This is a genomic window from Petralouisia sp., assembly GCF_056822245.1.
The window spans coordinates 19,824-34,414 of the sequence record NZ_JBQIOP010000020.1 but is presented as its reverse complement, the minus strand read 5'-3'; the positions used below and the strand labels follow the sequence as shown (position 1 = coordinate 34,414).

11 protein-coding genes are annotated in these 14,591 nt (G+C 45.1%); 1 reads left to right on the top strand and 10 read right to left on the bottom strand.

Translation table 11 applies throughout. From position 1 onward, the window contains the following. Positions 1–5: 5 nt before the first annotated feature. The 7 genes from ACTO17_RS09700 to ACTO17_RS09670 form a co-directional block, all read right to left on the bottom strand. A complete protein-coding gene (locus ACTO17_RS09700; RefSeq protein ID WP_120476848.1) occupies positions 6–2,393 on the bottom strand; it encodes an ABC transporter permease in 2,388 nt (795 codons plus the stop codon). Between the two features lie 44 nt (positions 2,394–2,437). Further along, entirely contained in the window at positions 2,438–4,813 is a 2,376-nt protein-coding gene (locus tag ACTO17_RS09695; RefSeq protein WP_482557791.1) for an ABC transporter permease, read from the bottom strand. A 19-nt stretch (positions 4,814–4,832) separates the two neighbouring features. Further along, positions 4,833–6,653 carry an ABC transporter permease gene (locus tag ACTO17_RS09690; protein ID WP_482557790.1) on the bottom strand — a complete coding sequence of 607 codons (1,821 nt, stop codon included), beginning with the start codon at positions 6,651–6,653 and terminating at the stop codon, positions 4,833–4,835. 581 nt (positions 6,654–7,234) lie between these two features. Next, on the bottom strand, positions 7,235–7,900 hold the full coding sequence (locus tag ACTO17_RS09685) for an ABC transporter ATP-binding protein (RefSeq protein WP_120476851.1): 666 nt from the start codon (positions 7,898–7,900) through the stop codon (positions 7,235–7,237). A gap of 200 nt (positions 7,901–8,100) precedes the next feature. Continuing rightward, the gene (locus ACTO17_RS09680; protein WP_120476852.1) at positions 8,101–9,132 is read right to left on the bottom strand and encodes a sensor histidine kinase; all 1,032 of its coding nucleotides are present in this window, start codon (positions 9,130–9,132) and stop codon (positions 8,101–8,103) included. After that, entirely contained in the window at positions 9,129–9,818 is a 690-nt protein-coding gene (locus tag ACTO17_RS09675; protein WP_120476853.1) for a response regulator transcription factor, read from the bottom strand. The genes ACTO17_RS09680 and ACTO17_RS09675 overlap by 4 nt, the downstream gene beginning before the upstream one ends. 239 nt (positions 9,819–10,057) lie before the next feature. Then, positions 10,058–11,389, bottom strand: a complete 1,332-nt coding sequence (locus ACTO17_RS09670; protein ID WP_120476854.1) for an MATE family efflux transporter — start codon at positions 11,387–11,389, stop codon at positions 10,058–10,060. A gap of 150 nt (positions 11,390–11,539) precedes the next feature. Between ACTO17_RS09670 and ACTO17_RS09665 the strand changes: the two genes are divergently transcribed. After that, positions 11,540–12,364 (top strand): MerR family transcriptional regulator, encoded by an 825-nt coding sequence (locus tag ACTO17_RS09665; RefSeq protein WP_120476855.1) that lies wholly within the window; start codon positions 11,540–11,542, stop codon positions 12,362–12,364. 216 nt (positions 12,365–12,580) lie between these two features. Here the strand turns inward: ACTO17_RS09665 and ACTO17_RS09660 are convergent, their stop codons facing one another. From ACTO17_RS09660 to ACTO17_RS09650, 3 genes are read right to left on the bottom strand one after another with little or no spacing between them, the layout of a single operon-like run. Further along, positions 12,581–13,210 carry an ABC-2 transporter permease gene (locus tag ACTO17_RS09660; RefSeq protein ID WP_120476856.1) on the bottom strand — a complete coding sequence of 210 codons (630 nt, stop codon included), beginning with the start codon at positions 13,208–13,210 and terminating at the stop codon, positions 12,581–12,583. Next, the gene (locus tag ACTO17_RS09655; RefSeq protein ID WP_120476857.1) at positions 13,210–14,061 is read right to left on the bottom strand and encodes an ABC transporter ATP-binding protein; all 852 of its coding nucleotides are present in this window, start codon (positions 14,059–14,061) and stop codon (positions 13,210–13,212) included. Before ACTO17_RS09655 ends, ACTO17_RS09660 begins: the two co-directional genes overlap by 1 nt. 2 nt (positions 14,062–14,063) lie before the next feature. Next, on the bottom strand, positions 14,064–14,438 hold the full coding sequence (locus ACTO17_RS09650) for a GntR family transcriptional regulator (RefSeq protein ID WP_120476858.1): 375 nt from the start codon (positions 14,436–14,438) through the stop codon (positions 14,064–14,066). Between the last annotated feature and the right edge of the window lie 153 nt (positions 14,439–14,591).

The following is a 14,591-nucleotide window of genomic DNA, read 5'->3' as shown; positions in this document are numbered from 1 at the left end:
ACCTCCTATTCCGTCACACGGAGCTGCTCCACCACACTATCTTTTCTACAATACAGGCCAGCCCATTTTGTAAGTGCTAATTGAAGCATAAAAACCAATAAAACATATAAGAGAACCGGTACAGCAGGGAAAGTGTAATTTACAAAGCTAAATCCGGGCACGTTCCCCACAGCAGAGCAAATTGCTTTTCCAATTCCCAGACCGCAGATAAGGGAGGCGGCAAAACTGCCAAGCGTTTGAAATGCATTTTCAAAGCCTATCATATGATACAGCTGTCTGTTGCCTAAACCAACTGCCCGGAACAATCCCATTTCCTTCCTTCTGGAAATGATATTTGTCATACTGGTATTGACCAGGTTGATGATACTGAACATAACAATAACCGCTAAGAGTGCATATGCCGCAATGGAAATTGTGCTGAAAACACTTTTATATTGCATTGTCATATCTTTTAATGTCTTCAGGCGCAAAGTATCGCTTGCCAAAACCATTGAATGTAATTCGCTCTCAATTTCAGCATGACTGTCTGTCTTTGTCCGAATCACAAACGCACTGTTTGCATTATAGGGGACCATCCGTTTCATTTCACCCGCCGGAAGGATAAAGCTGGCAGCTCTGTCTCTGTCAAAAATAACAGCAGATACTGTATAAGTAAGGCTGCTTTGCGGAATATCTCCTGTCTGTGAAAAAGTGACGGTATCGCCTACATCATAGTCCTTATGCAGATATTCCAATTCCGGGCTTCCCATGTTAATGATAAGGGAGTTTTCCCCTGTATGGTCACAATCCGGCAGCTCCCCTGCCATTACTCTGTCCTTTAATTCTTTATAATCTTCTCTATTCATACTCCGGATTGCTGTTTCCATTCCATCTATCCTGACACATATTTCCTGCTGGCGGATGATTTCATCTACCCCTTCAATCGACAAAATATGGCTTTCCAATTCATCTGTCAGAAGATTGTCTTCCTGCAGCTGCGTAAGGGAAAACGTAGGCGTGACCAGCGCCCGGTTCAGTTCTACCACATAGCTTCCCTCATAAGGAAAGCTCTGCTTTGCCCTTTGTTCAGGATCAAGGGAAGTCAGCAGGGAAGAAATGCCTACAAACAGCATTCCGCTCAAGACCAGCGAAGCAAAGGTCAATATGCTTTTCTTCCTGTTACGGGACAGGTTCATTGCTGCAAGTGAAAACGGTGTAAGACGTTTCCCACTCTTCTTCCTCTTTTTTGTTCCACTATAACCGCTATAACGGAATGCTTCCACAGGCGAAACTGACATGGCAATCCTCGCCGGTTTCAAAATAGACAGCCTTACACAGACAAATACAACGATTCCTGACAAAAACGAAGTTATAATATCAGGAAACAGCAAAAAAGCGCTCCGGTCTATCAGAAAGGACAGCATTCCACCTGCAATACACCCAAATGGAATAAAATGAAGTGCAAGATAATTTCCCTCCCTTGAAATAATCTGTTTGATCTGCTTCTTTGTAGTGCCAATTGTGCGCAGTTGTCCAAAGGAAGTTACATTATTTATCACGGAAATATAAAATATATTGTAGACGACCAGGGAACATACACCAATTAGGACCAGCCCAACGAGTAAAACCGTCAGTACCGTCTCTTTTGACATGTTATTACTGTCGATGTATAAATTATTTACCTGAATATTGTCTGCAGATATTCCGCAGTCCAGACCAATCGTCCGTACCAGGTCTTTCAGTTCCTGATTTGTATATTTGGCAGTATCACGGACAGAAATCATTGCTGCTGCAGGCCCGGCAGAAAGGGCAGGGTTTTCCCGCACAAAATCCTGTGAGACAATCGCGTTATACGCAACCCTGTCTCTGTCATTCTCAGCGGTTGTCTGAATAAAACCTGTAATCCGGAAATCGTTTGTTTCTAACTGGCGGCTTTCCTGATTGCGGTAATGAAGGGATATTGTGTCACCAATCCCCGCTTTCAGGTTCAGGGTTTCTATATATCCCTTTTCCACAAGCAGTTCATCCGCCGCCTGGGGCATACATCCTTCCACCAGTGTGATGTTGGAGAGCTGCATAGTTGTTTCATCAGAACATACCATACCCATTGTGATGCCGTTCTTCTGCTCTGTCATACCGACAGACTGGTATATGCCCATATTTTGGATACGGGAATCTTCTTTCAGCAAAGAGATATTCTCCTTTGAAAGGTTCTGGAAAATCCCCTGATATGCAGTCGATGCCGCATATTCATTTGTAATGTTAAAAGCATAAGAAGAAACAAATGCCATAATGGCCGCAGCCATAAAGATAATGATCCCAATCAGACGGTTCCTGAAACGGTTCTGTCCAATACGGGCATTTGATAACCTGCGGGTAACGGCACTGGTGTCATTTTCAAAAGGCCATGTCATAATCTATCATCTCCTTACTCCATATTTCTCATTTTCAAAAATATCTATGATAATTCCCGTATCTGGTCTACCAAAGATCGCTTTTTTATCTGCCGGATCGACAAATATGAGAAAAGCATCTGAACGGCAAGCATCAACAGAAAAAAGCTGAACATTTCAAGCGCCGGAAAATGATAGCTTACTTTTCCAAAAAGGCTCATTGCGCTAAAGACCGTACAAAGGAGATGCCCCATAAGGGTTCCAAACGACACGGAAATAAGCAGTACCCAAAATGTATAAAACAACCCCTCGGTCAAAAGCATTTTGGAAAGCTGTCTACTGCTCAGGCCAACCGCCTGCAAAACGCCCAGTTCCCGCTTCCGGGTCAAAATATTTGTTATAAGGGTGTTCAGCAGGTTGATAATACCAAAAACCCCTATGAACATAACGAAAACATAGACCGGGATACGGTAATTTAACAGTTTGTCCCTATATGCCCCGACCCACTCGTCTAATGTGCTGACATAGAGACGGGAAGCCCGCGGTATTATTTTTTGGATCTCATCTTTTACTGCCTCCCATTTATTGTCGTCTGTATCTACGATGAATTGATAGTTGAGATTCTCCGCTGGCACAATTTCTGACAGCATTTCCAAAGGAATAAACAGGGTATCATATCCGCCGTATGGGATATCCGCATCCACAATTCCCATCACTTTTACTTTCCTTGTCTGGCCTCCGGCTTCAATCTGAAGCTCGTCCCCAACAGACACATCCCAGCCGAATGTTTCTTCCCAATGCGGGCCGTTTTCAATGAGAATGCCATTGTTATTAAGAAGCTCCTGCAAATCTGCCGTACCTTCAACCAGATATTGTTCCAGCATTTTCCCGGAATCCGGGGTAAAGCCTTCCGAAACAACCGGTTCACGGTCTCCCGTTGGCATATGGAGATCCAGGACCGTTCCCTGATATGTTTTTACTTCTTCCACGCCGTCTATGCCCCGGATTGATTCCATGAAATCTTCCGTAAGGAGGCCTAATTTTTGAAGCTCCAAATATTGTTCGCTGTCATGTGCCTGCGGCCCGTAATCGCCTAATTCAAGACGGATTTCCCCATAAGGAAAACTTCTGCACGCCATCGCCAAGGGGTCAATCGAATTAAAATATGCAGAGCTTGACATAAGCAGGACACCGCATACGCCTAATGATAAAACCGTTAAAGCTGTTTTCTTTTTGTTTCTTGCGAAATTAAGAAAAGCTAAATTTTTCGCTGATAAGGAACGGTGCAGCGATTTTGTCTGCCTGAATGCCACATCGTTATGGTCAGCCGCATAACGAACTGCTTCAATCGGGGTAACACGGGCTGCAGTCCTGGCTGGTTTAATTACAGCAACCATAACGCATAGATACATGAATAACGCTGTGATGGCGGCTATCGCGAATACCATCAGGGTGTTCCAACCGTCGGGAACAAGAATATATCCTGCTGCTGCACCAGCTAATATTCCAATCGGTATCCCTATTACAGAAAGGGAAAAGCCCTCCCGGAAAACAATCCGTTTCATCTGTCTGCCTGTTATTCCAATCGTCCGCAGCTTTCCGTATTCATTTGTTTTTCTGGTTATGGACACATAAAACAAACTATAAATAACAAGGGTACATAGCAGGGCAACAATAAGGCTGATGAATGCGATTATGGCCACATATTGGCTGCCCCGCTGCTCAATCAGGGAAAAATAATAGGTTGAAAACTGCATTTTCTCCGGCCGTATCCCCAGTTCGCCGCACAATGCCGATAATTCTGCCTGTATCGCCGATTTCGACCAGCCGTCAGACCCATTCAGCCGGACATAGGCGGAATAAGCCGGCGCACCGGCCTTATTTTCAATATAGGGCTGCGATACATATACAGAATAATTTGAATCTTCCACAGGCAAAATGCCGCATAAAATGTATTCTTTTTCCCCGTCCCCTAAATCCAGCGACACCGTATCACCTACGGACTTAGATAATCCGGCCCTGTTAAGAAATGCCTTTGTGACAGCAATTTCATTTATAGATTCCGGTAATGTCCCCTCCAAATCGGGATATTTTGCTAATTTCATCAGTGTCTCATCCATGGAACGGACGGTTAATTTATAATCTCCATAGGAAACCAAACCCAATAAGTTGCTCACGCCGACCTGCACCCTGTCATCATCTGCCAATTTTGTGACCATGTCATTGTCAACTTCATCAATGACTGCCTGATAGCGCCCCGCCGCATCATTTAATGATGCACGCTGGGACGCAAAAAAGTACAGGGTTGTTGCCATGACCAGGCAGGCAGCTAATGCAATCGTTATGATAATGAGTATGTTCCTGCTTTTATCTGTTTTTAAATTCCGTTTTGCCAGCTTTTTTATAACGGCGCCGGTGTCATTTTCAAAAGGCCATGTCATGGTCTGCCACCTCCTTCTATTATCGCAGAGCTTCCATCATGGATGACTTGCTTTGCTGCTTTAAGGCCCCTGTTGTAATCAGCACACTACATAAAATAATAATCGCACAGTTCAAGATTGTAATACCAAATGGAAATTGATAATTCAAATAGTTCATTAGGCTGTTTTTCAAAAATGAGCAAAGAACATATCCAATTCCTCCACCAATTATCACAGATAATACAAGTCCCATGCCGACTACGATCAGTCCCTCTTTATGGACCATCACGGATAATTGTTTTTGGGACATTCCCACGGAACGCATGAGAGAAAATTCCCTGCGCCTTACGATAATTCCCGTCAAAGTCGTATTCAACAAATTCATCACAGAAAAACAGCCAATTAAGACAATGGTTATCGCAAGGGCTAACTGTGTCCCCTGCAGGAAGTTTTCATTCTGGGCAATCGCAGCAGAAAGTGAATCCACACTCAGTCGTGGATTATCTGATACAATCTGGTCTATTTCATTTTCTGCCTGCTGTTCAAAAGAATCCTCTACACGAATCACATACTGATATGTTAGATTGCTGTGTGCGATTTTTTGCATGGAATCAACCGGCAATAACAGCATATCTATTTTATCGCCATTATTTCCAATTTTACTTTCGTCAAGGACTGCCGCAATCTCAAATTCCAGGTTCTCCGTATGCTGCCCATCAAAAATCTTCAGCGTTACAGACGAGCCGACTTTTGGATGAATGCCAAAATACTTCTCAAAGTCACCCGGCCTGCCAATCACCATCTGATCCTCAGATGCCATTTGCCCATAATCTGATAGGTTTCCATTTAAGAGACAGCTTTGCAGCAAAGCCATATCTGCTTTCTCAAATCCTACAATTTCAGCATCTGATTCCAGGGCCTGCAGATCATAGGAAACTGGGAGGTGCTGATCGTTCATGATCTTTTGCACACCTGATAATTGCGAGAGTTCTTTTTCCACTTCCTCCGTAAAAGGGCTTGAACCCTGCAAAATCTCCAAAGGATTTTCCATCAGCTCCTGATTCGAGATCTTTAAAACGAACTGTCCTCTTGCAAATCCGGATAAAGACATATCTTCTGCATTGATAGAAGAAAGGACAGAGGATAAACCTAACAGCAGGACGCCAGTCAGGACAAGGGAGGCGGCTGTCAGTATATTCTTTTTCTTATAACGCAAAACCTGGTTGACTGCCAAAGACCCCGGCGTTAGCTTGTGCTGCCTATGTTTACCTTTCGGTTGATTATTTTGTTCATAGCGGGAAGCCTCTATAGGTGAAACGGCCGCGGCTATCTTAGCAGGCTTTTTGATGGACAGGCGTACAGTGGCATAGGTCAACGCAACAACAACCGGGCATATCCATAGCACATTCCATAACCCAAATCCATGTGGAATTAAAAGATAAGCCACTGCAATTCCCGCAATCAGTCCAATCGGAATTGCAGGCAGCATCAGCAAAGTCCCCTCTCTGAGAACAAGCCTTTGAATCTGTTTTGCTGTCATACCTATTGTGCGGAGCTGTCCATATTGTTTAATGGAATTGATAATGGAAATATAAAAAATGTTGTATATAACCAAAACACCAGCGATCACGATAACAACCAGCCCGGCAACAGCCGCCAGAACCATCAATGCCGAAGGCTGGCTAAGGTTCAGATACGCTTCATTATAAGAAGGAGCCGCCTTACAGCCTGCATCAGCCGCTATCTCTGATATTAAGTTTTTTACATCCCCAGAGCCCGCATCTAAATTTACACGGAGCATTACTGCCGGTGAAAAGTTATCCCATCCATCCATTTCTAAGAAGTATTCTTCAGAAACCATAGCCGCATATAAGGAACGGTCAGTGCCTTTCGCCCCTGTTTTCAGGTATCCTGTTATAAGAAAGGATTTTTCTTCGCCGTTGTTTGGGTCTGGCAATCGAATGGTATCTCCAATTTTAGCATTTATCTTCTGCCGGATTAAGTATTCCTGTTCAATCAGTATTTCATTCTCTTTCTCTGGCATTTTCCCCTGGTCAACAGACAGCCCATTTAATGTAAGTGCATCATTGTTGGAATACGAAATATTAAGGCGGTCATTTCCAGATTTCACACTGCCAATGGAAGCTATCAATCCGCATAAATCCACCCGCACATCATCAGACAATTTTTGGTATGGTTCTTTTTCTATGCCGGAAATAAGCGCATGATAGGACCCTGTTATATGATTGCCTCCATTTTGGTTCACTGTGATAATTCCAGAAACCAGAAGCAATACGGATGCCATCAAAAATGTTGCCAATGAAATTGCAGTAACCGTAAAAATTTTCTTCAAACGCTCTTTCTTTAATTGAGCAGTCGCTAATTTTTTAATGATAGCGCTGGTATCATTCTCAAAAGGCCATGTCATGATCTGCCACCCCCCTACTCCACAATCCTGCCGTCCTCAATCCTTACGATCCGGTCAGCAAGCTGGGCAATCTCGTTGTTGTGGGTAATCATGACAATGGTCTGGTTAAACTCCATGCTGGTACGCTTTAAAAGCCCCAGTACATCGGCGCTGGTCTTGGAATCCAAATTTCCGGTGGGCTCATCGGCCAGGATGATGGCCGGTTTGGTGATCAGGGCGCGGGCGATGGCAACACGCTGCTGCTGTCCGCCGGAAAGGTTATTCGGCATATTCTGCAGTTTATCTTCCAACGCCAGCATCCTCACAATGTCGTCCATGAACTTCTTGTCTGCCACATCTCCGTCCAGCTCCACAGGCAGGACAATGTTCTCATACACATTCAGGATCGGGACAAGGTTATAGTTCTGGAAGATAAAGCCGATGTTGCGGCGGCGGAAGATGGTCAGCTCCTCGTCATTCTTTTTGGCCAGCTCATCCCCACGGACAATCACATTGCCGGACGTGGGCGTATCCAGCCCGCCCATCATGTTAAGCAGGGTGGATTTACCGCTGCCGGACGTTCCGACGATTGCCACAAATTCACCCTGTTCTACTGACAGGCTGACGCCATCCAGGGCACGGGTGATGTTGGGTTCACTGCCATAATACTTTTTCAGGTCGATTGTTTGTAATACATTCATAATCAAATGCTCCTTTTCTTAATTGATAAAGACATAATAAAGGTCAAATGTCACAGAAATGTCCGAAGTGGCATAAAAAATACGGCTGAAATGTTACAAGAATCGGACATTTCAACCGAAAACCTGCCACTGGCAGCTTTGTCGGCACACTATTGCGAAAAAATTATGTCAGACAGCCAGAAATGGCCGTCCGACATGTGTTATCTTGTAGGGAGCATGACAGAAAATTCTGAACCCTGTCCCGGCTTCGAAGTTACCTTGATATAGCCGCCCTGCCGTGTTACAATCTCGCGGGTCAGATACAGGCCAATACCCACGCCCTGCTGTTCGTGTACTTCTTCCTCACGATAGAAGCGCCGGAAAATAGCGGCCTGATTGCTCTCGGAAATACCCTTGCCAGTATCAGACACACTCAGTTTTACATACATTTCCCATTGTTCTACAAAGACCCGGATAGCGCCTCCAGCCGGAGTATATTTCACCGCATTGTCCAGCAGATTGAACACCGCTTCTGCCGTCCATTTGCTGTCGTGGGAAAGGCAAAGATTCTCCGGGCAGTCCACTGTAACGGAAATATTCTTTTTCTCCGCCGCATATACAATGCCGCTTAAGGCCATCGCCAGCGTATCAATCAGAGGGGCGTCTTTCTTTTCCAGCCGTATCGCCCCAGTTTCCAACCGGGAGGTCTTCACAAGGGCCTGGAAAAGAAATTCCAGCTTGTCCGTCTGGTTCCGGATGCCTTGCAGGAACTCCCGCCGCTCTTCTTCTGTGACAGACTTTGAAAGCAGCGTGTCTGTCACCATTTTCAGGTTGCTTACCGGCGTCTTCACCTGATGGGAAACGTCCGATACCAGCATCTGCAGCTCCTGCCGTTCCTCATCCACCTTCCGCCGGTTCTCCTGCATGATGCCGTACAGCCGTGACAGACGGTAGCTGATACGGGCAAAGAGTGTTTCACTGTCCACGGCACGCGCAGGCTCTCCGCTTCCGCTTATCATCTGATCCATTGCCTGGCACAGCTCCCTGGTAAATATGGAAAGCCGTTTACTGAAAACAACTGTCAGAAGGAACATCCAGGCAAGGGCACAGATCATCAGCAGCCCGCCGGTGGCAAGCACCCAGATCTCGCCTGTCATCCATAAAAGGACGGCACAGATGGCCAGCATGGAAGCAGCCATACCGCCACATGTCAGCAGGAATATCTTTTTTACAGAGATCCGCCCCAGACTCATTTTCTCTCGCCTCCCATCCATTGGTATCCAATCCCGTAAATCGTTTTGATGTAAGTGTCACCTTCTGCCTCAATCTTGCCCCGGATCCGGCTGATGGAGGTAGTCAGGGTGTGTTCGTCCACATAGTTTTCATCCGCATCCCACAGCCGTTCCAAAAGACGCTGCCTGGTCAGGATCTGTTTGGGATTTTTGCAGAACAGATACAGCATCTTATACTCCATAGGGGAAAGGGTAAGGGATTTACCATTCAGCGAGGCGGATTGTTCTGAAAAGTCCAGAAACAGCCTGCCGTCATCATAGAAATCTTTTGCCAGCCCCCGGTGTTCCAGCATGGCAAACATTGCCCGTATTTTCCGCAGCAGCGCACCAATGGAAAAGGGCTTGGTGATATAATCCACCGCCCCGACTTCATACCCACGGATCTGGTCGCTCTCCTGGTCATTGGCCGTCAGGAAAATCACCAGCGTGTCAGGATTCTCCGGTTTTATGAGCCTGCACAGGTCATAGCCGCTGCCGTCCGGCAGGTTGATATCCAAAAGTACCAGGTCATATTCCGTCTGCGTCAGTAACTCTGCAGCTGTGCCTGCATTCAGGGCTGATACGGTATCGTAACCCTCAGAAATCAGGTTGTAGGTCAGCGTTTTATTTAAAAGGGCATCGTCCTCTACCAGTAAAATCTTTTTCATGCACATACTCCTTTTCCATCTTTATATGATAAGTTCAGCCAAAACACAGTCGGACCGACAAATCAAGCTCACTCGAATTGGTCTGTCAGGCTATGTTCTGAGGGAGCGCCCGTATCTGGGCAAAGTTATCTTCAGCAGCGGGAAAGCGCCGGAGACGTCTTTGCGAACGGGCACAGCTGAATTTTTTGTATAGTATAACAGTCAAATGTCCGCGAAATGTTACAGAGAATTATTTTTCCCTAATATCCATATTTCTTTCTATATTTCAAAAACATAAAGGCAGACAGGGCAAGCGCCATCAGTTCCGCCACAGGCGTTGCCAGCCAGATACCGTTTACACCAAAAACCAGGGGAAGTATCAGCATGGTAATCAGCATAAACACAAAGGACCTTGAAAATGCAAGGACGGCCGAAACAATCCCATTAGACAATGCAGTAAACATCCCGCTGGCAAAAATATTAAATCCGATAAAAAACAATGCTGCCGTGCATATCCTGTTTCCTGTTACTGCCAGATCATACACCGGATTATCCGGCCGGGCGAAGACAGATACCAGCGGCCTTGTCAACAGAAGGGAAGCTGCAACCGTAAGCACAGAGATTCCTGCAATCACTTTCATGCTGATCCCAACCAGCTTTTTCAGTTTTCCATGGTTCTGTTCCCCATGATAAAAACTCAGCATGGGCGCAACCCCATAGGAATATCCTGTATACAGAGAGCTTGCAAACATCAGCACATACATGATGATGGTAACTGCCGCCACACCGTCCTCCCCGACATAATGAAGCATCGTCCAGTTAAACATCATAGTAATGATCCCGGTGACAAGCGCCGTCGCCATCTCGGAACACCCATTTGTGGCAGCATTTGCAAGGACTTTAAAGCGGAATACTGGTTTCCTGAAATGCAGCAGACTCTTTTTCCGGCTGAAAACAAACAGGCCCACAACCGCTGTCACAGAATATCCAAGTCCTGTTGCAATCGCTGCACCGCTGATTCCCATATCAAATACAGCAATCAATACATAATCAAGTGCCATATTTAAAACACCGCCCGCCACAGAACAGACCAGGGATAAGGCTGCTTTCTCACTGGCTATCATATACAGGGTAAAGTTATTCATTAACAGAATGGGGATCGTAAACAGCAGATAACGGCTTAAATATTCCACACAATACCTTTCCACATCCGCCGAGAGATTCATCCCCGCGAATATCCGGCCTATTGCCATATACCCGGCTACGCACATGAACGCCCCAACCAGCACATTCACCAGAATCAGAAAGGTAAAGTCCTCCTTCGCCTCCTCACGCTTTCCTTCCCCCATCTTTTTCATAATAACAGCGCTTCCTCCCGTGGCAAGCATGGTAGAAATGGCTGTGACAAGCTGTATGACCGGCGCAGTCAGATTGATGGCTGAAAGGGCATTGGTGCCAATCAGGTTCGACACGAACAGACCGTCAACCATAGTATAAAAAGACATAAACACCGTCATGGCAATGGTGGGTACGGCAAACTTCAGGATATTTCCTAATGTTACAGGCTTTTCATATACGTTTTGTTTTTCCATAGCTTTCCTCCTGTTAAAATTGCTGCAGACAGCAGGAACGGACAGAATCCCGCTTTCCGTCTTGCATCCAATTGATTTATACAGTATAATAAACCGTACAGTAACAGTACAGTCAATAGGGAATCGCAAATTATTTTCGGGAGAAAAAATATGGATAAAAAAAACAAATTACTTACCATCGGGCAATTCGCAGCACTTCACGGCATAAACAAAAAAACGCTGATGTGGTATGATGAGATCGGCCTCTTCAAACCTGCTGCCATCCATCCGGAAAATGGATACCGCTGCTATAATTATCACCAAAGCTCCATACTGGAAACCATCCTTCTGCTCCGTGAGCTGGACGTATCCATCCCGGAGATTCAGGACTTCATGAAAAACCGTTCTGCCCAAAACATGAAATGCCTTTTGGATGAAAAAATCGCAGAACTGGACTTACAGCTTCTGCATCTGCAGGCGGTCAAAAAAACCTTATCCAGCCACCGGCAGGACATGGATACCCTTCTGACTATGGATTTATCTGAAATCTGTATTGTGGAAAAAGAAGAACGGTGCCTGGTAACAGTAGATATCGACAAAGATGTTACATTTGAAAGAGAAGTAGAATTGATCACCGCTGAAACAGCCAGATATGGACTGGGCCGGCTTCATGACGCCTCCTACGGCTCCATGATCCCTGTCGCCAGCCTGCTTAAGGGAAATTTCGATGACTACACCAATCTTTTCATTGAAATTCCCCGGCTGGAGCAGGGAAGCGGCCTGCATATACAGCCAAAAGGAAAATATCTGCGGGCTTTCCACAAAGGGGATTTTAGCCAGCTCCCACTGCGGTATCAGGAAATCCTTGCATTTGCCCATGGCAGGGGGCTGGCGTTGTCGGGCTACTCCTATGAAAAAGGGATCAATGAAACCGTCATAGACCGGATTGAAGACTATATTGTGCAGATTGAAATCCCAATTCTCGGTACTGTTTGAGCATCTAAGAATATGTGTAATCTTTATTTCAAAATATTTTTCAGCATTTTGAGAAGTTGGGTATTATCATCAGTAATCAATATCTTATAAGCCATTTTGCGCCCTTTCCCTGATACGGCTGTCTTCCGGGGATATACTAACGCCATGATATTTTGCCGTTATATATAAAACTGTCAGCAACAGGCTGTTCCTTAACACACTCTTTTTGTATACCCATCAACTAATATCCCGTTTCTGATATACCTTTACCGCAATCTGGTATGAGATAAAAAACCAGATAACAGAAATAATAAGCACAATGCCAAACGCCAGAAGGATATTTTCCTTTACGGATAAAACTAAATTTATAAGAAGTACAAGCCCCGTAATAATCCCTGTTGATGCCATAAATGACATCATAAAGACAATCTGCGATTTTTCCGGGTCAAATAAGTATGCGCACGGCAGACTGATACCGCCTGCCAACAGGGTAGCGCTTATCCCGATAGAGCCGTACAGACATAAAGAATGCAGCGTTATATCCATACCGAAACACGCAAGGACAACACAGGGAATCAGTGCAGTAAGCAATCCCAGTGCGGCAAGCAGGATATAAAACAAAAATTTCTCGCCGATGATCTGGTTCCTTGATACCGGCATGGTAATAACATTTTTATTCCATTTGGAAGCTGCGTCACTGGTAATACTGATAAAGGCGGCTGTTGTGGCGGCAACCGGGGCTAAAACCAGAAGTGCGCTGGTTTCCAACAAAAAGGATAACCCAAAGCCCAAAACAACCAGGCTAACGATAGTTACGAGGATATTGCTCCTGGCAATATAGAGATCTTTCACCAAAACACCTTTCATCACTTTTCCCCCTTTACATAAAGCAGCATAATTTCATCAATCGTTGCCGGGACAACCAGGGCCTTCGGATACTTTTTCTGCATTCTCTCCCGGTCTGAAACCAGTATCTGCCATTCATAGTCCATTTTGCGGTACGAAATGATATCGGATTTATCCAGCGCATCAAACTGCGCCGCACCGCACTTGATGATGCCATACCGCTCGGTCAGCTCATCTTTGGTTTTCTCAAAAACTACTTTCCCTTCATGGATAAATACGATATAATCGGCAATCTTCTCCAGGTCACTGGTAATGTGGGAGGATACCAGTATGGAATGCTCCTCGTCCTGCACGAAATCCAGCAACATATCCAGAATATCATCCCTGACAACCGGATCTAAGCCGCTGGTGGCTTCGTCCAGGATTAACAGCCTGGAATGATGGGAAAATGCAGCAGAAATAGCCAGCTTCATCTTCATTCCTTTTGAAAACTGTTTGATCTGCTTGTCGCACGGCAGGGAAAACTGTTTCAGCAGGCCAAAATATACCCGTTCGTCCCACGTCCTGTAAATGTTTTTCATAACCCGGTTCAATTTCCGTGGAGAAAGGATTTCCGGATAATTGCTGCCATCGAACACGACACCGATCTGTTCTTTGATATCCCCATCCAGTTCCTCCTTGTCTAAAATGGAAACAACGCCGTCCTCCTTTTGAATCAGTCCTAAAGCCGCATTGATTGTCGTGCTTTTTCCTGCACCGTTTTCTCCAATCAGTCCGACAATGGAGCCACTGGGAACGGTGAACGAAACATGATCCAAAACAAAATCCTTATAAGTTTTGGTAAGTCCTGATACCATGAACGCATTTGCCATCGCTAATCCTCCTCATACAATAATGTTAATAAGCTGACTAATTTATCAAGCGGTATTCCGCTCATACGGGCTATTTCTATTGCTTCATTGAAACAGCCCTCTATCTTTTTTTGCTGTTCTTCCAAATAGAAGTCCTGATTTTGGACAGATACATAGCAGCCTTTCCCGGCCGTCGTCTCAATAAAGCCATCTTCCTGCAGAATGTCATATGCCTTCTGCACGGTCAGAACACTGATCTGCAGCGATTTTGCCAGGGAGCGGATAGAGGGAAGCGCTTCACCCGCTTTCAGTTCGCCACTCATAATCTGCGTTTTTATCTGTGACACAATCTGCTCGTACAGAGGACGACTTGCCTTATTACTTACAACAATCTCCAAACCGTCACCGTCTCTCCGTCTTATACTGTATTATATAAACAAATACAGTATAAGACATTGCAAGATGATTGTCAAGACAGAATCCTATTTTTAAGAAATCAGTATCACCCCATCTCTATCTAATCATTTTGATCTTATATACCGTCGATAAAA